Annotated in this window: 23 protein-coding genes, 1 tRNA gene, 2 rRNA genes and 2 pseudogenes; 3 read left to right on the plus strand and 25 right to left on the minus strand. The window is 51.8% G+C overall.

All coding sequences use genetic code 11. The features are described 5' to 3' along the window. Positions 1-77: 77 nt before the first annotated feature. From OGM67_04785 to OGM67_04875, 19 genes and pseudogenes are all read right to left on the minus strand, one after another. The gene (locus tag OGM67_04785; protein UYJ35643.1) at positions 78-377 is read right to left on the minus strand and encodes a hypothetical protein; all 300 of its coding nucleotides are present in this window, start codon (positions 375-377) and stop codon (positions 78-80) included. After that, positions 374-1,870 (minus strand): MobA/MobL family protein, encoded by a 1,497-nt coding sequence (locus OGM67_04790; GenBank protein ID UYJ35644.1) that lies wholly within the window; start codon positions 1,868-1,870, stop codon positions 374-376. Before OGM67_04790 ends, OGM67_04785 begins: the two co-directional genes overlap by 4 nt. Continuing rightward, on the minus strand, positions 1,836-2,195 hold the full coding sequence (locus OGM67_04795) for a DUF3847 domain-containing protein (GenBank protein UYJ35645.1): 360 nt from the start codon (positions 2,193-2,195) through the stop codon (positions 1,836-1,838). Before OGM67_04795 ends, OGM67_04790 begins: the two co-directional genes overlap by 35 nt. 44 nt (positions 2,196-2,239) lie before the next feature. Next, positions 2,240-2,425 (minus strand): hypothetical protein, encoded by a 186-nt coding sequence (locus OGM67_04800; GenBank protein ID UYJ35646.1) that lies wholly within the window; start codon positions 2,423-2,425, stop codon positions 2,240-2,242. A gap of 119 nt (positions 2,426-2,544) precedes the next feature. Beyond that, on the minus strand, positions 2,545-3,063 hold the full coding sequence (locus tag OGM67_04805; protein ID UYJ35647.1) for a ClbS/DfsB family four-helix bundle protein: 519 nt from the start codon (positions 3,061-3,063) through the stop codon (positions 2,545-2,547). Between the two features lie 136 nt (positions 3,064-3,199). Next, positions 3,200-3,544 (minus strand): TnpV protein, encoded by a 345-nt coding sequence (locus OGM67_04810; GenBank protein ID UYJ35648.1) that lies wholly within the window; start codon positions 3,542-3,544, stop codon positions 3,200-3,202. Further along, complete coding sequence (locus OGM67_04815) at positions 3,541-6,345, minus strand: type IV secretory system conjugative DNA transfer family protein (protein UYJ35649.1); 2,805 nt, start codon at positions 6,343-6,345, stop codon at positions 3,541-3,543. The genes OGM67_04810 and OGM67_04815 overlap by 4 nt, the downstream gene beginning before the upstream one ends. A 102-nt stretch (positions 6,346-6,447) precedes the next feature. Then, positions 6,448-7,239: a DUF4240 domain-containing protein gene (locus OGM67_04820; GenBank protein ID UYJ35650.1), complete on the minus strand. Its 792-nt coding sequence runs from the start codon at positions 7,237-7,239 to the stop codon at positions 6,448-6,450. Positions 7,240-7,247: 8 nt separating this feature from the next. Then, positions 7,248-7,553, minus strand: a complete 306-nt coding sequence (locus OGM67_04825; GenBank protein UYJ35651.1) for a hypothetical protein — start codon at positions 7,551-7,553, stop codon at positions 7,248-7,250. An 82-nt stretch (positions 7,554-7,635) separates the two neighbouring features. After that, positions 7,636-8,550, minus strand: a complete 915-nt coding sequence (locus OGM67_04830) for a hypothetical protein (protein UYJ35652.1) — start codon at positions 8,548-8,550, stop codon at positions 7,636-7,638. Further along, entirely contained in the window at positions 8,551-9,291 is a 741-nt protein-coding gene (locus tag OGM67_04835) for a PcfB family protein (protein UYJ35653.1), read from the minus strand. Next, positions 9,288-9,539 carry a DUF4314 domain-containing protein gene (locus tag OGM67_04840; protein UYJ35654.1) on the minus strand — a complete coding sequence of 84 codons (252 nt, stop codon included), beginning with the start codon at positions 9,537-9,539 and terminating at the stop codon, positions 9,288-9,290. The genes OGM67_04835 and OGM67_04840 overlap by 4 nt, the downstream gene beginning before the upstream one ends. A gap of 20 nt (positions 9,540-9,559) precedes the next feature. After that, complete coding sequence (locus OGM67_04845) at positions 9,560-10,879, minus strand: relaxase/mobilization nuclease domain-containing protein (GenBank protein UYJ35655.1); 1,320 nt, start codon at positions 10,877-10,879, stop codon at positions 9,560-9,562. A 17-nt stretch (positions 10,880-10,896) separates the two neighbouring features. Next, positions 10,897-11,205, minus strand: coding sequence for a MobC family plasmid mobilization relaxosome protein (locus OGM67_04850; GenBank protein ID UYJ35656.1), 309 nt, complete (start codon positions 11,203-11,205; stop codon positions 10,897-10,899). An 83-nt stretch (positions 11,206-11,288) separates the two neighbouring features. After that, positions 11,289-11,627, minus strand: coding sequence for a hypothetical protein (locus OGM67_04855; protein ID UYJ35657.1), 339 nt, complete (start codon positions 11,625-11,627; stop codon positions 11,289-11,291). Then, on the minus strand, positions 11,624-12,937 hold the full coding sequence (locus tag OGM67_04860) for a hypothetical protein (protein UYJ35658.1): 1,314 nt from the start codon (positions 12,935-12,937) through the stop codon (positions 11,624-11,626). The genes OGM67_04855 and OGM67_04860 overlap by 4 nt, the downstream gene beginning before the upstream one ends. Before the next feature lie 57 nt (positions 12,938-12,994). Then, positions 12,995-13,480, minus strand: coding sequence for a gamma-glutamylcyclotransferase (locus tag OGM67_04865; protein UYJ35659.1), 486 nt, complete (start codon positions 13,478-13,480; stop codon positions 12,995-12,997). Positions 13,481-13,491: 11 nt separating this feature from the next. Next, positions 13,492-14,439: an amidoligase family protein gene (locus tag OGM67_04870; protein ID UYJ35660.1), complete on the minus strand. Its 948-nt coding sequence runs from the start codon at positions 14,437-14,439 to the stop codon at positions 13,492-13,494. Continuing rightward, positions 14,429-14,842: pseudogene (locus tag OGM67_04875) on the minus strand (DNA cytosine methyltransferase). The gene OGM67_04870 and the pseudogene OGM67_04875 overlap by 11 nt, the downstream one beginning before the upstream one ends. On the opposite strand from OGM67_04875, the gene OGM67_04880 reads away from it, so the two are divergent. The 3 genes from OGM67_04880 to OGM67_04890 are packed head-to-tail and all read left to right on the plus strand — an operon-like array spanning position 14,792 to position 17,218. Then, positions 14,792-15,214 (plus strand): tyrosine-type recombinase/integrase, encoded by a 423-nt coding sequence (locus OGM67_04880; GenBank protein ID UYJ35661.1) that lies wholly within the window; start codon positions 14,792-14,794, stop codon positions 15,212-15,214. The pseudogene OGM67_04875 and the gene OGM67_04880 overlap by 51 nt on opposite strands. After that, positions 15,211-16,185: a tyrosine-type recombinase/integrase gene (locus tag OGM67_04885; GenBank protein ID UYJ35662.1), complete on the plus strand. Its 975-nt coding sequence runs from the start codon at positions 15,211-15,213 to the stop codon at positions 16,183-16,185. Before OGM67_04880 ends, OGM67_04885 begins: the two co-directional genes overlap by 4 nt. Continuing rightward, positions 16,172-17,218 carry a site-specific integrase gene (locus OGM67_04890; protein UYJ35663.1) on the plus strand — a complete coding sequence of 349 codons (1,047 nt, stop codon included), beginning with the start codon at positions 16,172-16,174 and terminating at the stop codon, positions 17,216-17,218. The genes OGM67_04885 and OGM67_04890 overlap by 14 nt, the downstream gene beginning before the upstream one ends. Positions 17,219-17,302: 84 nt before the next feature. Here OGM67_04890 and OGM67_04895 read toward each other — a convergent pair. The 6 genes and pseudogenes from OGM67_04895 to OGM67_04920 form a co-directional block, all read right to left on the minus strand. Further along, positions 17,303-17,518, minus strand: a pseudogene (locus OGM67_04895) (DNA cytosine methyltransferase). 200 nt (positions 17,519-17,718) lie between these two features. Then, the gene (locus tag OGM67_04900; GenBank protein ID UYJ35664.1) at positions 17,719-17,991 is read right to left on the minus strand and encodes a plasmid segregation centromere-binding protein ParR; all 273 of its coding nucleotides are present in this window, start codon (positions 17,989-17,991) and stop codon (positions 17,719-17,721) included. Further along, the gene (locus OGM67_04905) at positions 17,988-18,917 is read right to left on the minus strand and encodes a ParM/StbA family protein (GenBank protein UYJ35665.1); all 930 of its coding nucleotides are present in this window, start codon (positions 18,915-18,917) and stop codon (positions 17,988-17,990) included. Before OGM67_04905 ends, OGM67_04900 begins: the two co-directional genes overlap by 4 nt. A gap of 414 nt (positions 18,918-19,331) precedes the next feature. Beyond that, positions 19,332-19,407: transfer RNA gene (locus OGM67_04910), tRNA-Lys, on the minus strand. Positions 19,408-19,531: 124 nt separating this feature from the next. Continuing rightward, positions 19,532-19,648, minus strand: a 5S ribosomal RNA gene (gene rrf, locus OGM67_04915). Between the two features lie 97 nt (positions 19,649-19,745). After that, positions 19,746-22,577, minus strand: a 23S ribosomal RNA gene (locus OGM67_04920). Positions 22,578-22,737 lie beyond the last annotated feature (160 nt).

Raw genomic sequence — 22,737 nt, forward strand, 5'->3', positions numbered from 1 at the left:
GCCGTCTTTGCCACGCTTGCCGTGTTCCTGTTGTCAGTCTCGGAGATAGCAGACCCATGCTGTGCCGTCTTTCTCGGTCACAAGTCTGTCCCCGATCGTCTGCAAATGCCATGCTCACGCTCGTCCAGCGTGTAGGGGCAGTTCGCACATTCCTCGCCGTACTGTCTCATGATAACAGGCAGATAGCCCAGCTCCTGCAACATATCAATCTGGCGGTCGGTGAGGGTGGCTTCAAAGGCAAGGCATTTCCGGGTGTGTTCGTCCAGCTCGATCAGGTCGGAAAGCGGTCTGCCATCGGTCAAAGCTTCTCCGCTCAAAAGGCGTTTTGCCGTTCTGCGGATGGGGTTGTACTCGTTCTTCCAGTCGTATTTTTTCATCGTGTCATATCCTCCTTTTTGTGTCGTGTTTGGGGTCGATTTTGGAGCATTTGTTCCTCTGTACGCTCGTTAAATCGGGCGGCAGTATCTACACACGACTTGACCTTCCAAAGACGGTGTAAATCGTCTCTGACGGTCTTAAACTCGCCGTAGGTGGTGTTGTGCGCCAGTTCCAGCTCGTCATACTCTTCGGTCAGCTTTTTCATATCCACCTTGCCGTCCGGGAACTCTCCGGTCAGCTTGCGTCTGGCGGCGTAGAACTGTTTCAGTTCCGCTTCATGCTCTGCCTTGTACTTGGCTCTGGGCTTCTCAAACTTGATTTTCTGCAAGCCGTCATAGACAGGCTTCAAGCTCTGGAAAGCAGCGGAGCTGTCATAGAGCTGCTTAATTGCTTTCATTCGGGCGGTCTGTTCGTCCAGCGTTTTCTTCAAGCTCTCTGTGGCAGCACTGTGTTCGCTGACACGGCTTTCCAAATCTTCAAGGGAGTAAATGCCGTTTGCCCGGAGATAATTGAAAGTCTCGTTCATCTCCTTTAGATTGCTGACCTTGCCTTTCTGCGAATACGCCCCGGCTCTGCGCTGGGTGTAATAGGCGTTCAGCAGAGAAACAAGGTCGGGTGCCTGCGGCTTGGCAAGCTCTGCTTTTGCTTCGGCAATCCAATCGAACAGGAGAGCGATTTTCTTCTTGATGTCCCGGATAACGGCATTGGTTGCCTTGATCCAGCGGTTGAACTCGCCCTTTTCGGTGCGTATGCCTTTCTTCTCCATTGCCCGGACGGTTGCGCCCTCGTGGACGGTGGGAAGAAGCTCCACGCCCTGACGCTCATAGCTTCGGTGGTCGATACGAACGTCAAGCTCCTTTTCCGCAAACTTGGCGTTGCATAGCTCCGCCCATGTCTGCCGCCAGTATTCCAGCGTTTCGGGACTGCCCCAGTCGGTAGTGGGAACGGCGTTGAAAACAAACTCGCCGTTCTGGTCTCGGATACGGTTGCCGTCCTCGTCCAGCTCATACACCCGGCGTTGCTTTAGTCCCCATTTGCCGTTCTGATCGATGGGGCGGATAGGGCAAAGCACATGAAAATGCGGGTTTGGTATGCCGCCGTCCTCCCGGTCTGGCTGGTGTACGGCGAAGTCAACCACCATGCCACGGCTCACAAAGTTCTCCAACAAAAATTGCCTTGCAAGAGCGATGTTTTCCTCAAGGGAAAATTCATTCTGCAAGGCAATGTCAAAGCTGTATGCAAGCTGGGCGTTCTTTCCACGCTCGGCTTTTTCCACGGCGTTCCATAGGGTCTGGCGGTCTGCGTATTCTGGCGGTGCATGGGACGGCAGGAGAATGTCGGAGCAGATCACGCCGCCCTTGCGGGTGTAGTCGCTGTATTCGCCGTAATACTCGCTATACAATCGCTCCCCGGCACGGTAGGCGGCAGAAGCAATAGCGGACTGTCCTGCGCTTCGCTTAGTCTGCGTGACGCTCAGATGAAATAGTGCCATCGGCTTTCAACTCCTTTTCTCTGTTCGCTTGACTGATATGGGTAATCGCCATGTGACGGACGGCTCGCTGGACTTCGGACAGGGAAAAGATGTGTTCCATCAGCTCTGTCATTTCGGTGCGTGTGAGATCTTTGACCTCCGGGGCAAGGCTCTCAATCGTGCCGCCCAGATTGCAAAGGCGGTGGGTGCGCTTGGTGCGTTCGCCTTTCTCCAGATACTTCTTTCTGTTCTCCAGACGCTCCAGCTTGTGCTGTTCCTGTGCAAGCTGCGTCTCAGCTCGTTCCTTTTCGGCTCGGAGCTGGTCGAGGGTTTTCGGTTTTGTCATTGGGATTGACCTCCTTTTTTGATTTTGGGGATAAAAAAAGACCGTCAACTTTTCGCATAGTGCGACCAGTCAACGGTCAGTTTTTCGGTATTCAGTTTTTCAAACTTGCTGGCGGCGAACAGCATTTTATGCTGTTTGCGGACGGCAAGTCCACAGGGGATAGCCGCATTAGCGGCGCAAGGGGGTGTAGCCACCTTGACGGAACGAAGTGACGCAACATTCTCGGTCATGCAGTTTTCTTCTGCTGACCGGGAATGAAGCTCCGCAGGACGCACTACTCTCGATAGGAGAGTATAGAAGTGCGCCCTTTAGTTCCTAAAGGGATTTTATCAGTTCGCCAAACTGGAAGTTATAGTGCAATCTTTTTCCATTTTCTAATCTTGGTTCTAAAGGTTCCGAACGGAGCAACTGTATTAACATGTATGAATTTGTATACTTCCCAGACAGCTGTTTTAGTTGCTTCGTCAGCCCATTTTCTCATATGTGGTTTAAATAATTCTTCATCACTCAGAGAATCAATCATTGCATAAATAGAGTTGATATTCTCATTCAATCTGTCTTTCAATTCTTGCAGTGACAGCTGAGCATATGTATCTGTGAACCATTGATATAATTCGCCAAGCTGATTCCACTTAAAATTATCCGAAGGAGTTTTGACAGGAATACCCTTTCTTTCGTCTGATTCCCATTTAATAACAAGAGTTGTCCAGCCAACCTGATAAGCAAGATTTTCTGCCGGAGTTCGATCGATCTCATCAATTCTCTTATCTTTTAAATGCTCCGGAATATCATTAAATTCTGAAATATATTTTGCAAAGCTTTTATTTATCTCGTTTTTAAGTTCGTCTTTATTCTCATATGTTCTCAATAGTCTATCTCCTCAGCTTCCGATTTGTTGCTCACTTTTCGTATTCAAATTATACCATAAAACTTGTGAACATTTCTACCGCAACTTTGGACTATATGAGAAAAGTCCGAACAGTTTTCTGCCCGGACTTCCTCGCTCAATCGTAAATCAATTCCGCTTTCACAATCTCCTCTGCCTGTGCCTTGCAAGCGTTCATCTGCCGCACCCATTCCATTTGGTTTTCGGCTTTCAGCCTTTCGGTCACGCCGTACTGCTTTGCCAGTTGCGGCACGATCAGCTCCATTCGGTTTTGTGCCGCTTCGTCAATCTCGGCGCAATGCTCAAAGAGCCTATCGGATAGCACCAGCTCATTGAACAGTATCGGGCGGTGCATTTCCAGATACGCCTTGCGGAGTCTGCCGTAGTGTCCGAGGGGCTTTGTCTTGCGGATAATGATGTTCGGGATAAGATAATCACCGTTCTGTGTGTAAGTGATATTCATGCTGTTTGTACTCCTTTCATCGGCTCTCTCTGCGGTAAACTGCTGACGGGAACGAACACTCCCTTTGCAATGTCCTCCGCACGAATGGCGGCTTTCTTGGCTTCGATTTCTGCCTTTTTTCTCCCCTTGATTTTGTCCTCGTATCGCTTCTGCGCTCCGCTGGCTTTCCGCTTCAAGTAGTTCTGATGAAGCCTGTCCTTGCGTTCCTCACGCTTGCGGATTTCCTCTAATTCTTCCGGGGTCAGCTCCACTTCTCCAAACGCCGGGGGAACGAATCGCCCAACAAAATTGAAGTAAATCTCGACCTCCTGTGTGGTCTGTATACTGCCTTTGCGGTCACGCTCATGCACAAGGATTTTCTCGATAAACTCGTTGAGCATGGCAATGGTCAGCTTGTCGAAGTTCTCGTACTTGTCAATCAGAGCGATAAAACGATCAGCGTCCTTTTCGTGCTTCTCATAGCTCTTGACAGCCTTTTCCAGAGTAGAGATTTCGGCGGTAAGCTCGGACTGTTCCTTTTCGTATTGAGCGTCCAGAGTGGCGTATCTGCTGTCGGACAGCTTTCCTAAAATGTTGTCCTCATAGATTTTACAGAGCAGGACTTCCAGCTCGGACACTCTCTGCTTTGCGGTGGCAAGGCGTGTCCGCTGTTTCCTGACCTCAGTGGTCAGCTGGCTGGACTGCGCTTCCTGCACCACACGGACAAACTCGGCTCGGTCATGCTTGGCATACTCGGCAATAGCTTTGAGCATTTCGGAAACAAGGGACAGTACCACATCTTCATTGATACGGTGCTGTGTCGTGCAGAGCTTTCCAACTGGGACTTTGCTGTATTGGGAACAGGTATATTGAGAAATACGCTTGCCGTTGTTGGTACGGTGGACATACATCTTGCCGCCGCAATCGGCACAATAAAGCAAGCCTGTGAGGGGAGCCGCTTCGCCCCAGCCGTCCGGGTAGCGCCTGACATTCCCACGGATTTTCTGCACAAGGTCAAAGGTCTGCTGGTCAATGATAGGCTCATGGGTATTCTCGAAAATTGTCCATTCGTCCTCCGGGACATAATGGCTTTTTTTGTCCTTGAAGTGCTTTCGGGTCTTGAAATTGATGGTGTGTCCCAGATACTCACGCTTTTCAAGAATGTTGCAGATGGTGGAAGAACCCCAGCCGTACACATCTTTGAAAGTCTTGTTTTTGTTCACGCCCTCGCCGTGTTGGGCAAGGTAAGCAGACGGAATAAGCACCTTTTCCGATTTCAGTTTGCTGGCGATCTGATACGGACCGTAGCCGTCAATCGTCATGGCAAAGATGCGCTTGACCACATCAGCGGCTTCGGGGTCAACCAACCATTGGTCTCTGGCTTCGTTCCAGAGATAGCCGTAAATGACCGTGCCTGTAAGGTGCTTGCCGGACTTGCCTTTGGACTGGAAAGTGGAGCGGATTTTACGGCTGGTGTCTCTGGCGTAATACTCGTTCATAATGTTGCGGAAAGGGGTAAAATCATCGTCCCCTCTGGCACTGTCCACACCGTCATTGATGGCGATAAGGCGAACGCCACGCTGACGCAGAATTTCCATAATCTGACCTACTTTCAGATAGTCACGACCCATGCGGCTCATGTCCTTGATACACAGATACTCCACATTCCCGGCTTCCACTTCTTTCATCATTGCCAAAAATCCGGGACGGTCAAAGCAGGTGCCGCTAATGCCATCGTCCGTGAAATGGACAATGTTTGTAAAGCCCTGCCGTGCGGCGAACTCCTCCAACATAGCTTTTTGATTGGAAATGGAATTGCTCTCACGCTGTTGGTCATCATCTTTGCCAAAGTCATCACGGCTCAGTCGTTCGTACAGAGCAGTGATTTTCTCGTTTTTTCTCATAACTTGCGCTCCTTTCTTCGGTTTTAGGTTGTGTGTTCTAAGAGACTTCCCAACTGCTTGATTAAGAAGTCTTTTAGAGCATACAACACCCGCCGCTTGCTTGAAAATGCGGTACTGCTTACAGGCGATGCTGTCGGGTTCGCGCATTTCCAAGCGCTCGAACAAGATGTCCAGCGGGGATTGGTAGTTGTCATCATCCTCGTGGACTTCAGCAGCGGCGATCATTTCCATCACCATAGAGAAGTTTTGTTCTTCGGGCGGAGCTTCGTGCAGCAGGTATAGCATGAGGGCTTGGAGCAGGGCGGTTTCGGACTTTTCCCAGAAGGGGTCGCTGCTTTTTGAATGTGATGGTGTTGTGTTCTGAATCAGATTTTCAATCAAGGTCAGCACTTCACGGTCATCATGTACATACACAAACGGGTTATAACAGAACGATGCAGCGGGATTTATAAGGTCAAAAACAAGTACCTCATAGCCCTTCTGCTTCAACAAATTGCCGGTTTTACGCAAAATTTCCGACTTAGGGTCAGTGATTACCATAGAGCAGGCACATTCCAGCACATTCGGCACACCGTAGGTGCGCGTCTTGCCTGCGCCGGAGCCGCCGACAATGAGGATGTTGGTGTTGTGCTTATGTTTGTAGCCATCTATCCCGATGTGAAAGTGTTGGGTCAGCAGCAGATTCGGTCCTCGCTTGTCCATGTAGAACTTGTTTAACCGGAACACGTCACCCCAAGCCGCCGAGCCATGCTCCGCGCCGGGGCGGGTGTTCTTCTGATCCGTCACGGCCACGATAACTGCTACCGCATAAGCCACCGTGAACACAAGCAAAAAGCGTGGGCTGTCTTGACTCCACGCCAACGCAAACGGCTCTGCCAGTGCGCTGTTCAGCGCATCCAGCAGAGCCGTTATCTTCATGCCCGGCTGCCAGCGGCAAGCCACCGCCAGCGCTGCCCACCATACAACGGGCAGCGGCAGCAGCCAGACCCACCAAGGATTCTTTCTTCCCGGCGTGGTGGGCTACCTTTCTTCACCGCGATAGGGCGGGCGCTTTGTACGCTCAGCATCCCATGCCTGACGCTTTCTCCACAACTTCGGCAAAACTACGGAAAAGTCCTGCGGCATACGTTCCGCCTTGATTTGCGGCAGATTTGCAAACAAATCGCTTTGCAGCGTTTCCCATGCAACCTTATCCGGCATATTTTGAGTATAGAATTCGTTGTAGCTGTACGCCAGCCCACTGGTATCTATGTAGTGCTTGACTTCCGTTCGCAGCATTTGTCGTTCCCATTCGGTTTCCGGCGCACGGTGGGGTACAAGCTGTTCCTGCATAATTGCCTGATGTAAATCGGCAGACGATTTCAGCAGAGCCGGATACTTTCGGAATAACTTGGCGGCAATTCCTTCCTTTTCAAAATAGGTGTGCAGCTTCTGCCCCGCGTAGGCATACCACGCCACATTCCCGCATCCCATCCACTCAGTATCTCGGAACGGAATGTTGAGCGCCGCAAGGTTATCGGGGTCAATCAGCGCCTGCCGATAAGCATCGTACCCCTGCATAATCAGCCAGTTACGGAAATCGGTAAATCTGTCATCCGAACTGCCGTCATTGATGATGCAGGCCGCCGCGACCATTCTGGGAAAGTTGGCTTTATTGCGATAACTTTGCCATGCGCAATCAAAGCCGAGCAGTTCATCCTGCGGCAATTTGATGAGTTCCGTGTAAAGGAACTGTTTCACGGCCGCTTCATCCTGCATATCCGCTTTGGCGCGGACTCGGTCAATGATCGACCAGAATTTTTCCCATGTCATAGCCGGATTCACCAGATAAACAGCGGCGTGTGGGCGTACAGCAGTCGGGTCAGCGCGTCATCCACGGCATCAGTGTAGCCGCCCTCTGCCAAGCGTTGGGTGCGCAGTTGGTTGAGGGCTGCTTTTGCCAGCCGATACTCTGCCGCCGTCAGCGTCAGTTTGCCGCCTGCAGGCAAATCGTTCACCCGCAGGATGAGCCGTCCGGTCACCTCGGTGCTGCCGCCGTTGGCACGCTGGCCGTAGTAGACATCGCCCAGCGCCCGGAGCAGGATGCTTTTGTTGGCACGGTCAAGTTTAACTTTACGTTCTGTCATTGTTTTTCACCATCCTTTGCTCACAGCATATCATAGAACTGCCGCAATAGCTATCCGTCATTTGAAAACAAACGGAAAACAATCAGCCGCGTTCCTGCTGGCGGGAAGGCTTCTTTGCAGGCGGCACGGCAACAGCGTATTCTGCGGCGGGCAGTTCGCGGGTCTGTACAGCCAGCGTGCGACTCAGACTGCGCAGCAGCCCACCACCAACGGTGTTCACATCCGACAGAAAGCCCCGCTGCTGTTCTTTGCCCAGATTGCCATACAAGGCAACCACGCGGTCAAAGTTGAAAGCGGTGGTGTCAAGCCCATACCGATGCGCGACCATGTAGGCGGCACAGTAACTCGGCGCAGCGTAGGCTTGGCGGTTGTAGGTGTAATCCTTGTGAAAATCTGCCTGTGCGCATTCCCGGACGATGGCGCACAGCGTCGTGCCTGCATCCATGCCGTTGCGGACATAAATCGTGCGGTTCTTGGGAACATACTGCGCTTGGATGCCGTCCGGCAGACTGTCCGAGATCTGAATCGGCACTGGGCTGCTCTCAATGGTCGCGGCGATCAGTTCATCCACTTGGTATTCGGCGGGCGGCGGTATCGGTCTGCCGCGCGTCTGTGTAATGTCGAACACCTTGCCGATATTATACCCGGAAGCCTTTCGGCCGTTATTCTCGTACACCTGCCCCACAATGGCCGTGTAACCTTCCTCTCCGGTACGGATATGCCTTCCGGCATCCTTCCATTGCTGGAATGTGCGGGCGTCCGTGATGTCGGCGTTCTGCCCGGACAGCAGAAGCTGGTTCGGCAGCGAGTTGCGGCATTGCGACATAAAGTCGAGAAATCCCTGCAAGGTCGAGGCATCTGCCAGCACCTCACCCATGCGGGCATCCACCTGCACCCAAACCGCTTCACGCTCGGTTTTCTTCATAGCAGCGTATTCTTCCTTAGAATACTGCGGTTCTGACGGCGCTACGTTGTTGAGATAATTATTCAGGTCCATTTACAGTGTTTTCTCCTTTCGCTTGATTTTTACCGGCATCCTAGGCATACGGTTTTTCGGCGGTTCAACTTTGCGGCGCAGGTAAGCTGTGATGTCGCTTAATTCCATGCGCACGCTGGGGCGCTCACCCTTGGCCCGAAGCTGATCGGCGCGCGGCGACGGCGAGTTTGCAAAAGATTTGCTGCTGTCGGAGAAAGGCTCGGACGGACTGGCGTTCTCCGAGCCCTGCGGAAAACCCATGTTGAACTGTTCCTCGTCTGCGCCGACCTCAAAATCTACCGCACCGTCCTCGGTCTGGACGCGCTCGGTTTCCGGAGCGGTTTCACCACGCTCCTGCTGCACAGTGTCGATAAGTTCTGCCGTGCCGGTGTCCACAATAGCCAGTTGCAGCTTATCGATGATGCGGTTGGCTTTGGAGGCATCATCCTGTAAAATGGCGATCTCAATGTGGTCGGGGTCCATCTTGTCACGGATGGGGCAAAACAGCAGACCATGCGCCTTGGCGGCGCGAGCAAAATCGTGCATACGGTCTTTGTCTACCGTGAAAAATTTCAGCGGCTTCTGCTCTTTCAGCAAGCGGATTAGGTGCGTTTTGCCGTGGGTCTTTTTGCTGTCGTGCAGCACTGCCTGTGCGAAAATAAAGAAGTTTTTCGCAGCGGTGCCGGAGATGCGCAGGGCAAACTCTGCACCCTCCAGCGAGTAGCGGACGACCTGGTCTGCGGGTTCAGAGCCGTAATTCATCTGGCATCACCGGCCTTTTCTTTGGGCGAGGGCAAGCGGCTGAACGAGTCCACGCCGGGGATGAGGGCAAGATTGCGCCCGCAGTCCCAATTCATGTGGATTTGTCCGGCATCATCGATGAAATCAACGGTTCCCATAGAGCCTGGCGGAACGGCCATCTCATCTTCCATACAGCTGAGTTGCAGCCGCGTGCCGGGCGGGTACTTGCGGCGCAGGTGTTCGATGTAGTCTTTGTTGGGGTATTTCATAGGCATCCTTCCTTTCAAGATTATAGTGTCAAATCAATGTTAGGGCGGCGGTCACGCTCGTGTTCCTGTTCGCGCTGTTGTTGTTCGGCGCGGTCACGGCGGGCTTCGGTGAGGTGTTGCTGCACTTCTAGGGAGTGTTCTGCGATTTTGCGGCAGAGCCGTTCCTCTTGGCGAAGCTGTTTTAGGGCGGTGTTGACCGATTCATGCTGCGATTGTACTTCATCGGTTTTGGGCAGTTGCTTACGCTTTGTCAGCAACTGCCTAATTTCTGTTTGCAGGGCTTGTCGGTGAGTTTCCAGCTGTGTCAGCGTATCAATATTGTTTCTGGACAGGAACTCCATCTGTCGGATGCGCTGGTCTAACTTGTAGGCATCCTGCCGCACGGCATAGCTGGGGCGGCGCGGCTTGCGAGGGAGTGCGCCCAACTCGTACAAGTAGCGGTAATACAGCACCCGCAGCCCGGTCAGCTTGCGATGAGGCTTCTTCCCGCTGTGCAGACGGCCATGTTGGATTGTTGGTGGATTTTCCACATAAGGGTGGTAGCTTTGTGGATACAGGATGCGCGTCTGGATGGCTTCCGGCGTGTACCGCTTGCCCAGCGTTTTGAATCGAACAAAGCGCTCTTTTCCGGGCGGACGCAAAACGGGATACTTGCGCCCCATGCGGACTTCATACCCTTTGCGTTCCAGCACGGAAAGAAACTGCCGCCACGTAAGGCTCTGCTGAATGGCATCGTCCACATCCTGCCGAATAGCCGTGCGCCATGTGGGCTTGTTGTTTTCCTCAGCCCTCCACTTTTCATATTGCCGCTTTCCTCGCAGCGATTCCGGTGTTTCAATGATGGAAAGCCCATACTTTTGGCAGAGCGTGTCTGAAAGGGCGCGTACCTCAGTGTAATAGCTTTTGCTGTTGCTGTGGTACTTTTTCCCATCCTCCAAGCTGACGGCGCTCCATACAATGTGGTTGTGGTAATGCTTAGTGTTCAAATGCGTTGTCACAATTGCTTGGTATTTCCCATGCAGTAGCTGCTCAGCAAACTCGACACCGATCTGGTGCGCCAGTTCTGGAGTCACCTCCCCTTCTGCAAAACTCTGGACAAGATGGTATCCCTGCACACCGGTTTCTTTGTGCCAGCGAAGCGTATTTAATCGCATATCTTCAAAGGCGCTGGTGGTTGTGCAGCCCAGTCCCGTTTCAAAACAGGCTGATTCGGTTTTATCCCGGTTTGCTGCATAGTCCACAGCTTCTTCCAGAGATTTCGGTGTTGTTTTTTCTTTGTTCTGTACATAGTCCACTGTGCGGTCAAGGCGGCGCACAGGGATCACGGATGTGTAAGCCATTTTTCATAGTGACTCCTTTACCAGTTTTCTTTTACTTCCCGCCAGACCTCTTGGGTTAGCCGGGTCATTTCATCCACACTCCCCTGCCCTGCTGTTCCAGTACTGTTGGCACGGTGGGCAAGCTGATTTGCATTGTTGCACAGCCCTGCCACCTTGCGGAGCAGATCGGCATGGTGCGTGCAGGGACGCGGATGGATTTCTTTGCCTGCAATGAGCGTGCGCAGGTATTCCTCTCGGTTCAGACTGCTGGCCGCAACCTGCCGATTCAAGAATGATAATTCATTCTCATCGACATGGAATGAGACAACAAATCTGCGTTTACGCACGGCAGGGGTTTGGGGCATCCCCAAAATGTGCGTCTGGTCGACCAGACGCTATGCTAGCAAAACACGACACCCCGCAAAACGGTTCATGACACAAGGTCGTCGCCCTCCGAAACGGCTTTCTTCAAACCGTCCAAGGTTGTGACAATACGGTTGTATTTCTGCGCCAAACCGATCTGCGCGTTGGTGGTTGCATCCTGATTGCGGCTGCAGACCACCAGCATCGGGCAGCGCAGCAGCTTATCCCTCACAATAGCGGTGTACTCGCTGCGTTCTACGGCATCTTCCAGCACCAAATACTGGCTGTCCTGCAATTTAGGGCATACCGGCAGGTAGCCCAGCAGGTAGACTTCACGGCAATAGTTGCGCAGGTGTTTGGAGGTTGCGCCCTCGCTGGCGCAGATAAAAGCCCAAGGTCGTTTCATTTTCGTGTTTCCTTTCTGAATTTCGGGAGTGAATCAGATTTATCTGCGTTGCGACTGCCAAAAGTGATAGTTACGATGCCCTCGCCGGTGTCGATGAGCGTACCGCCGCTGTTGGTCGTGCTGATGTCAGCGTTATAATCGGCGTTGCCCAGCCAAATCGTCTGACCGTCCTGTGCTTTGGTAATTTCAAAGGCATACGCCCGCTTGCCCAGAACAGAGCCTGCCGTGCCGGGTTTGGTCACATCCGTCCAATCGCCGTAATACTCGCTGGGTGCGCGGCTCTCCACGATGACGAACTTGCCCTCGTTGCGCTGGGTGTAATAGATATTGTCAGAACCATTGGCATAATTGCTGTGGTTGATGACCTTGTAAGTGCCATCGCTCTGGCGCTCGACCTTGTACCGGTTGTATCCGCCAAACGGGATATAGCACTGCCGAACGGTATCCCACTCGAAAATCTTAAACTCGGCATCGCCCTTGATGCGCTGCTTGGTTTCGCTGTCGATTTTGTCGATGCTGACCTTTACCGACCATTCATCGTTCTGCATTTTATAGTCATTGGAACTATTAGCCGGAACAGTAATAGTCTGGTGGCTGCCCAGCGCACCGGGCGTGGAATCAAAGCCGTGCGGGATGGTGACCTCGTCATAGCTGAATGTAATATTGGCAAGCTGCGCCCGCGCCGAGGCAATAGCGGCATCTACCATGCCCTGCGCTTCGTTCTGCAGCTGCCCGATGGCTGCATTCTTGGCGGCTTCGGCAGCGGCATCCGCTTCGGCTTGGCTGGCGAACGGTCCTTCTTGCCCGCTGAGCGTACTGGTGCTGGTCTTGGACACCTCGTAGTGAACCGTCCATGTGGCAGAACCGTCGCCGCCGTTCAGGTGGTAGGTATCGTCCTGTGTGTGACCGCCTGTGGTAATGGTACCGGGAGTTTTGCCGATTGTGACCGTGTTCTCATCTGCGTTCAGCGCATCGGCATCCATATGGGCATCTACGCCGTCATACAGGTCAGAAACCCACGCGGAGATACCGATTTTTGTTTCGCCGGTTGCCACGGGCAGACCCATGCTGCCAAGGTAACTGCCGGTAGGCGCGTCCGGCAGATCGTCGTACAGATTTTCAGTGATCTGCGAAAGATTCGGTGTCGGGACATTGGCTTCAGCGGTTTCCGGTGTGGCCGCTGAAGCTGTCTCCGGCGTGGCAGGGGCATCCTCTGCAAAGGCGGGTAGCGCTGCGCCAACATTGGTAAACGTCAGTGCGCCCGCCAGCAGCAGCGACAATCCCTGCTTTATTCTGTGTTTGTTTTTCATACTGGTTCTCCTTTTGTTGCAAAAGAAAAAGCCCGCTGCGGGTTGCAGCGGGCTTGGTTAGCGTTCGGGAGCGTGTTTCTTTGGACAGGGCGCGGCTCTGGCCTTGTAGGCTTTGCGGTATTTTTCGTCAGCATCATAGAACTGCTGCGGAGAGATGCCCGCATCCAGACACCCCTGCAAAACAACCGCATTGTAGCGGCTGCTGACCGGGAGCAACTGGTCACGGTACGGTGCGTTCATCGTGTAAACCATGATTTCGTGCGGCGTTCCGTCTGCATCCGTGACCGTTAGGGTCTCCTTGTCATAGAATGTCGGGTAGCCCTCGTAACAGTCAAGCTGGGATTCGTCGTGGTCGGTGACAGACCAGATCAGCCCTTCGACGCTTGCGCCCTCTTTTGGCAAAATCGTCAGAAAGCCGCGCCGGAACGCCAGCTCATAGCCATCCAGCTTGGCAGTGCCTACCACCGTTGCTTCGGGACAGCGGTAGGCCATCTGTTCAAAATTCAGATTGGAGCCATAGGCAAAGTATTCATTTCGAGACATTGGGTTTCTCCTTATCTGACCTCATCTGTATGAAGCCGTGGTTGATTGCTGGGATACAGCGACTTGTCGTGCCGCCACGCCTTGTCACCGGGCAGGTTCTTCAGCAGGTGCATACGCACATTTTTGTACTCAGGACCGATGAGCCCCAGCCGCAGCAGAAAGGTGCGGAAGGTGAACGCCGGATTATCCCCGATGGGCGTTTTCCGGAACTGCGTGTACTTCTGGTTGATGCCCTGCGCCGAGATCGCCATAGCCAGAATGATGTTGGCTTTGGCTTCGCCCGCATGGAGCGTGGAGTTGAACAACCGCCATTCGATTGTACCGTGATAGAATACAGAATGCATATTGCAAGCCCTGTACCGTGACGAATGGTAGTGATAATCACTCCCATCCCGCCCTTGATACCAGCGGTCTTTCAGTTGATCCATACTCGCACCGCTGGGCAGCTTGCGGATTTCTTCCAGAATCGGTTCATCCACCGGCTGGCAGTAGCTGGAGATTCGACTGGGGTTTACTTTCAAGGCTGCAAACAAAATGTCTTCCTTGGAATACATAATGGACAGCACATTTTTGAGGCTCTGCGGTGTGTGCTTGCTGGCGTCCACATGCACGTGCATACCGCAGGATGAATTGACCCTTCCGCCTGCACGGCGCAGGCTGCGGATGACCTCCTGCAACTTTTCCATCTCAGCGTATTCCAGTTTGGGGGAGTTCAACTCGACTTTATACTCGCCCGAAGTAGAGGAGCGCCGATATCCTTCCGGATGAATACTTCCGTCCCGGACGATTTTCCACTCTTTACCGTCCAAATCTTTGACACGGTAGGCATCGTAGCCACCGCCGGAATGCTCGGCGCGGGTTCCAAACAGATTGGCCAGCGCATGGGCTGCCGTGGCGCGGGTTATTCCGGTCAGCTCAATTTCACAGCCAAAATACTGGTCGCGGAAATCAAGGGGCAAGTGCCTCACCCCGAAGTTCCGCGTCCATGGCGGCAATGCGGCGACCGATGGCTTCGATTACATTGACCGTGACGCCGTTGCCAGCCTGCTTGTAGGCTTGGTTATCGCTCTGGATGGCAAGCATCGTGTCGATGCGGTCATCCGTCCAGCCCTGCAGCCGCAGGCATTCGCGCGGTGTCAGGCGGCGGATGCGCCCCTCGCACAGAACACCGTGACGGTCTTTTGTGGTAAGTGTATGCATGGGTGCGCCGGGCTTACCGGTGCGTTCGGTGTTGCGGGCGAGGTCGGACTTGATGGGATTTTTGACCGGGCGAACTTCAACAGTGCCTTGTTGGCAGCCCGTTGTAAGTGTATGCGCAATCTCTTTACCAACCCGTCCGCGCCGACTGTTGACTGTGGCGTACCGCTTGATACAAAAACCGGAAATGCGATTGCCGATTACATTCTCCATGCCCGGCCCAAGTGCAAATCTGAGTATATATTTTTGCGGGTACTGCGCCCCTATACAAAGATTGGAAGTATGTGGACGGTGATTGCAAAATATGCACACATTGCATTGGGAAAGGACCAGAAGATGAATGGGCCGCATGCTTTCCGGCGAGGAATGGGAAGACAATTGCTGGAAGCAAATATTCCTGCGCCACTAATCTGCGATATTCTAGGACACTCGTCGTCTGTGTCCTTGCGCCAATATACCGCGTCATCCCTAGAGAAATTAAAAGTGTGCGCAGGTACTATTTCTGCAATTCCCATTGCACAGGAGGCCTTGTTATGACAAGACCATCTTTGAAAAGCCGTTTTGGAGAACAGATTCGCGCCTTTGTAGGCTACAAGAACAGTCTTGGTTTTCCTTACAATGAGAGTATCCGTATTCTAGGGAGGTTTGACGATTTCTGTGTAGAAAGGTTCCCTGAAAAAGATTGTCTGGATTGTGAACTCGCACTTGCATGGCTGGAGAAACGAGATACGGAAAACACAGCAGGCCACCGAAATCGTATTATGGTCATACGGGAGTTTGCAAAGTATCTTCGGGCTGTTGGAACAGAAGCATATATGATTCCCATATCCATGACCAGCAAAGGCCCCAGGTATGTTCCACATATCTTCAATGAAGCGGAGATAAAAGCGTTCTTCCACGGTGCTGACAGCTTTCGGCCTCACGGGAAAGCTCCGGCCAGACATCTTGTTATCCCGGTATTTTACAGATTGCTGTATTGCTGCGGATTGCGGCCCGCAGAAGCGAGACTGCTCAAGAAGGAAAATGTGGACTTGGTTCGCGGTTCTGTCTACGTTGTGGAATCCAAAGGGCACAAGGACCGTGTCGTTGCGGTTGCAGATGATTTGCTTCAGATTATGAGAAGCTATTCCACCCTGATCTCAGAAATTTACCCGGACAGCGATTACTTTTTTCCGAGATACGATGGGGAGGGGCCGTATACGAAGCGTTGGACAGAAGAAATGTTTTGGAGATGCTTCAGTATGGCCGGAATTACTGCGTTTGAGGGACCTAAACCTAGGGTTTACGATTTCAGACATACTTTTGCAACGGAATGTATCTGTCGTTGGATGCGAGAAGGCCGTGATATTGATGCAATGCTGCCGTTTCTCTCCGCATACATGGGACACGCCCGTTATGAAGATACGCTTTACTATGTCCACATGGTTCCTGATTTTTATGAGCGTGTTGGAACAGTAGACCGTACTGCATGGGAAAAATTGCTTCCGGAGGTGCATGATGAAGGTTAAGGATGCTCAGTTTTTTACGGTTGTAAGTTCGTTTCTGAATGTTTATCTTGTGAAAAACCGAAGCTGCAGTTCTAATACGGTAAAATCCTATGAGGATGCTCTGAATCTGCTTTTTACGTTTTTGGAAGGCACAAAAGATATTCCCAGACAACGAGTAAACTGGAGCCATTTCACCCGCCAAAACATACAGGAATTCGTGGACTGGTTGGAGAAAGTCAGGAACTGCAGTAGACAAACACAGCTGCAAAGGCTTGCCGCAATACGCTCTTTTGTGCGGTATGGCGGCATTGTAGATCTGCGCGTAATTGCAATACAGGCCGACGTGGAGAGAATTCGATACCGAAAACCACCGCCTGCTTTGGTTGGCTATCTCACAAAAGAAGAACTTTCTATTTTCCTCGCGCAGCCGAACTGCAAAAAGCGTACAGGATTCCGGAATATGGTGTTTCTGGTTTTAATGTACGATACAGCTGCTCGGTGTCAGGAAATGTTGGATTTAAGGATACAGGATTTAGTGCTGCACAGAACCTCACCGTGTGTCTATTTCACAGGTAAGGGAAACAAGACACGGGTTGTTCCTATTTTGCCGAAAACAGCGGAGCACCTTCGCAGTTACCTGAAAAAATTCCATCCGGCAGAAAATAGAAAACGAGACGACTATGTGTTCTATGCTTATGGTGGCCCTCAAAGGCCGATGTCTCCTGATACGGTTGCGGCATTTGTAAAGAAATATGGAGAATCTGCACGGCACGTCTGCACATCCATTCCGGAACGGGTACATCCCCACATGCTGCGGCACACACGGGCAATGCACCTATACCAAGACGGTGTTCCATTGGCTATGGTATCCGAATTCCTCGGCCATGCGCAGATTGAAACAACAAAAATTTATGCCCATGCTGATACAGAAATGAAACGGAAAGCCATTCAGCAAGCAGCAAACAAGCTAAACGATACGATTCCGGACGTACTCTGGAATACAGATGACGAGGAGATGATGCTTAAATTAAGAGGCAAACAACAATACAAGTGAAAATATTATCCCGAAGTTTTTATGCAGAAATCCTTGCGCTGCAAGGATTCCTGGCTGGGCTTCGGGATTCTTATTTTATTCGGGATAAGTCTGGCAAGGAAATCCGCCGCAGAGCAACTGGAAATCGGGCATGGTGCTGGGGTCGGCTTTTCGGGCATCTTCAATGAACCACTCTCCCTTCGTGTCAAACAGGGCGTTGTAACTACGGTTGGCGTATTTGTCGATTTCGCAGTGTCCTACGCATTCAAATCCTCCGGCACGGGTCAGTCCTTCGCGGAAACCGCCGATGCCGGAGAACATATCGATGAATTTAATCAAGCACCCGGCTCCTTATGGACTTGGGTGCTATTCTGGGCGTACTTAATAGGCACCCCTCATCAAAAACAAAAGCAGCCCGTCACAGGCTGCACCGAACAAGATTTTTTTACCGTTCATAATGTATAAACCTCCTTTTTCCTTCTGCTTTTCTACCTATTATTAAAACATTGGAATCACCCCCTCTAAAGTGTAGATAAGAAATCGAGCGCAGAGTCTGGTATAGCATTCGCTGGCGGTGGGCTTGGAACAGCGTTGGTTATGTTGACTGCCTGCAACTCCTCCCGCACCACCTTGCGGATGCTTTTCTCCAGCCTATTTGTCTGTTCTGCCGCAAGGATGCTCTGCACCAGAAACTCTTTGCGTTTGGCAGGCGGCATCTGTTGCAGCAACGCCCACGCGCGGCAGTGTTGCGGTTCATTGAGGTTCGGGCGGAAAACATATTGCGGTCGTTTCATACCTCGCTTTTGCGGCGCGACACGGCGGCCAACGCACGCTCGAATCCGACCGCGTTCACTTTGTCGTCCAGCAGGAAAATCGTCTTACAAAGGCCGTCTTTGGGACTTAGGTGGCGGCTCACCACCGATGCGCCGCCGCCCAGCAACACGGCGGGGATGGCGTGCAAATCGAATCCCGCTTCCATTGTGGCAGACAGCAGATGCTCTGTGTACTTGCGCCCCTGCTGATTCACAATGCCACGCACCGCCTCGCTGACCGTGCAGGGGTGACCCGCCAGCATATTTTCGATTTGGGCATCCGTGAGGGACAGCCCGGTTTCACGCCGCACCTGCTCCCGGATGTCATCTACACAGCGGATCATGCCGAGTTCCAAGCTGTGCGCAGTGTCAGCCGCAGGGATGGCGTTGTCGATGCGCATAAGGTCCACTGTCCAGCCGCCCAAATCCATGAGGAGCATTGATGGCTCGTCCTGCAACAGCCCGGTTTCGGTCATGAGGGCGGCGTAGCCCTGCGGAAAAATGGCAACTTCTTCGATGGTGATGCTGTACTCCACGCCCTCGAACTTGTAGTTCACCGGCTGCTTGCTCCGCAGCAGATAATCTCTGAACTTGGGTTTGTCGCGTCCGAAACTGGTCAGCGGCAGACCCGCCGCAATTCGCACCGAGCATTCGGGAGGCAAACCGCGTTGCTGAATCTCCTTTGCGATAGCTGCCAGTGTCAGCAGGTAGTAGTTGTCGTTTACGGTCTTGTCCCGCTGGATAGGCTGCCGCCCGGAGCCACAAACAAAAAAGCACCCGCCAAACTCTAAGAGTCCTTGGCGGGTGTAGGGTTCGTGTTCTCCGTAGCTTGTCAGTCCTGCCGGGAACGAGCAGTGGGCTGTTTTGATGGCGTAGTAGCCGTGGTCGATGCCGATAATGATGCTCATGGGAAATACCTCCATTTTTTGTATTATACAATCTATAATAAACGGTTGCCTTTTAGGGCTTCCAGAATTTTTGCATGAAAAAAGCGGTTCATTGGTATTGTACCAACAAACCGCCATTGAGGAATTGGAGAGCATATTTTGACAGTCCTCTCCCCTTCTGATATAATTTGCTCTTGATTGTCGCCTCCAAATTACGAGGGAGGTGAACGCTTGAGTTTTCAGGAAATAATTTTGCTGCTTACTTTTATTGGCAACTGCATATACGCTACCGTATCTCTTACACTAAAAGTTCTTGCATTTCTCCTACAAAACAAAAAGAGCCGCTGACTCGGTCAGAAGTCAGCGGCAATGAAAGCACTCACACAAAGCGGCAATCATTATGAAAATAGCCTTACGTTTCCGTAAGGCTATTTTTGGTGCACCATCGGGGACTCGAACCCAGGACCCACTGATTAAGAGTCAGTTGCTCTACCAACTGAGCTAATGGTGCATATATGAGATTTACGCGATACATCGTTAAATCTCAATTTGAATAGTTCAGTCGAAGTTCATCATTCACAGCTTTAGTGCGAGTTAATTACGCTACCAACTGAGCTAATGGTGCATATAAGAGAAGCCGGCATCTACCTATTTTCACAGGCCGTTTCCAGCCAACTATCTTCGGCACAAGTGAGCTTAACTTCTGTGTTCGGAATGGGAACAGGTGGAACCTCACCGTCATCGACACCGGCCAACGCGTGACCTTCGTCATGCTTCTCTTTTTGTTGAGGATGTACCCTCAAAACTGAATATCGAACCGCTTTTGCAAATAGAGTATCTGATCAAGATGGGGTCAAGCCCTCGACCTATTAGTACACGCTAGCTGAACGGATCACTCCGCTTACACTGTGTGCCTATCAACCTTGTAGTCTTCAAGGGGTCTTACCTGATTGACTCAGTGGGATATCTTATCTTAAGGCCGGCTTCACGCTTAGATGCTTTCAGCGTTTATCCGATCCGAACATAGCTGCCCAGCTGTGCCACTGGCGTGACAACTGGTGCACCAGAGGTTCGTCCATCCCGGTCCTCTCGTACTAGGGACAGCGCCTTTCAAATATCCTGCGCCCACGACAGATAGGGACCGAACTGTCTCACGACGTTCTGAACCCAGCTCGCGTACCGCTTTAATTGGCGAACAGCCAAACCCTTGGGACCGAATTCAGCCCCAGGATGCGATGAGCCGACATCGAGGTGCCAAACCTCCCCGTCGATGTGGACTCTTGGGGGAGATCAGCCTGTTATCCCCAGGGTAACTTTTATCCGTTGAGCGATGGCATTTCCACTCACATACCACCGGATCACTAACTCCGACTTTCGTCTCTGCTCGACCCGTCAGTCTCGCAGTCAGGCTCGTTTATGCGTTTGCACTCATTCATCTGGTTTCCGTCCAGATCGAACGAACCTTTGAACGCCTCCGCTACTTTTTAGGAGGCGACCGCCCCAGTCAAACTGCCCACCTAACAATGTCCCCCGCCTCGATTCAGAGGCGCAGGTTAGAATTCCAATGTCGCAAGGATGGTATCCCAACGTCCGCTCCAGAAACGCCAAAGCGCTTCTTTCCCAGCGTCCCATCTATCCTGTGCATGCAACACCGAAACCCAATATCAGGCTACAGTAAAGCTCCATGGGGTCTTTCCGTCTTGTCGCGGGTAACCGGCATCTTCACCGGTACTACAATTTCGCCGGGCGGGCTGTTGAGACAGTGCCCAGATCATTACGCCTTTCATGCGGGTCAGAACTTACCTGACAAGGAATTTCGCTACCTTAGGACCGTTATAGTTACGGCCGCCGTTCACTGGGGCTTCAATTCAATGCTTGCACATCTCCTTTTAACCTTCCAGCACCGGGCAGGCGTCAGCTCGTATACGTCATCTTTCGATTTAGCACAAACCTGTGTTTTTGGTAAACAGTTGCCTGGGCCTATTCTCTGCGGCTCACTCTCGTGAGCACCCCTTATTCCGAAGTTACGGGGTCAACTTGCCGAGTTCCTTAACAACCCTTCTCCCGTTGGCCTTAGAATCTTCTTCCTACCTACCTGTGTCGGTTTGCGGTACGGGCACCTTAGATATACACACAGCTTTTCTCGCCTCTTATCCAGCCAGACTTCGGTACTAAATTTCCCTCGATCACTACCAGAACCAACACCTGGCTCCGACCTTCTAAAAGTGTCCCTGTGCTTAAATCTTTCGGTGGGGACGGAATCTCTACCGTCTGTGCATCGGCTACGCCTTGCGGCCTGACCTTAGCTCCCGCCTAACTTGGAGCGGACGAACCTTCCTCCAAAAACCTGAGGTTTCCGGCCATGTGGATTCTCACCACATTCGCGCTACTCATTCCGGCATTCTCACTTCTGTAAACTCCACAGCCGCTTACGCTACTGTTTCTCCGCTTACACAACGCTCCCCTACCCCGCATCTTACGATGCAGCCTAAGCTTCGGTTTGTATCTTAGCCCCGTTAAATTTTCCGCGCAGAGACGCTCGACCAGTGAGCTATTACGCACTCTTTAAATGAGTGGCTGCTTCTGAGCCAACATCCTGGTTGTCTGCGTATTTCCACATCGTTTTCCACTTAGATACAATTTGGGACCTTAGCTGTAGATCTGGGCTGTTTCCCTTTTGACAATGAGATTTATCTCACACTGTCTGACTCCCATACATCAATACTCCGGCATTCTTAGTTTGATAGGCTTCGCTACCCTCTCGGGCGCTAGGCCATTCAGTGCTTTACCTCCGGGTATCTAATATGAGGCTAGCCCTAAAGCTATTTCGGGGAGAACCAGCTATCTCCGAGTTCGATTGGAATTTCTCCGCTACCCACAATTCATCCGCCGCCTTTTCAACGGAGGTCGGTTCGGCCCTCCATGAAATTTTACTTTCACTTCAGCCTGATCATGGGTAGGTCACCCGGTTTCGGGCCCATTGCATGCTACTGAACGCCCTATTCAGACTCGCTCTCGCTACGCCTCCAGTCCTTAAGACCTTAAGCTCGCAACATACAATCGCTCGCCGGACCGTTCTACAAAAAGTACCATATCACACGTTGATGTGCTCTATGTGCTTGTAGGCACAAGGTTTCAGGTTCTATTTCACTCCCCTCCCGGGGTCCTTTTCACCTTTCCTTCACAGTACTATACACTATCGGTCACTGGGTAGTATTTAGGGTTGGAGGGTGGTCCCCCCATCTTCCGACCAGGTTTCACGTGTCTGGCCGTACTCTGGAACTCGCGCAGCTCTCGTCGTTTTCACCTACGGGATTCTCACCCTCTTTGATTGGCCTTCCCATGCCATTCAGTTAACAACTCAAGTCCTAAAAGCGGTCCATACCCCGGAAGGATTTCTCCTCCCGGTTTGCCCTCTTCCGCGTTCGCTCGCCACTACTAACGGAATCTCGTTTGATGTCTCTTCCTCGCCCTACTTAGATGTTTCAGTTCAGGCGGTTCCCTTCCTGCACCTATGGATTCAGTACAGGATACCGGAGTATGAACTCCGGTGAGTTTCCTCATTCAGAAATCTCCGGATCAAAGGATGTTTGCTCCTCCCCGAAGCTTATCGCAGCTTACCACGTCTTTCATCGGCTCCCAGTGCCAAGGCATTCTCCTTGCGCCCTTTGTAGCTTGACCGTTGTTTATCTCTCGATAAACATATCTTATTTCAGATTCTCCATTTGCCAACGAGATTTTACCATTTACTGTCGAACTTGCGTTCTTCAGTTCCGCTTGGTGAAATTATAGATTTTAATTTAAAATCAGGAATTTTACATAGCTAATAAAATCTCATTTC

Source organism: Oscillospiraceae bacterium (assembly GCA_025757985.1).
Taxonomy (GTDB): Bacteria; Bacillota; Clostridia; order Oscillospirales; family Ruminococcaceae; genus Gemmiger.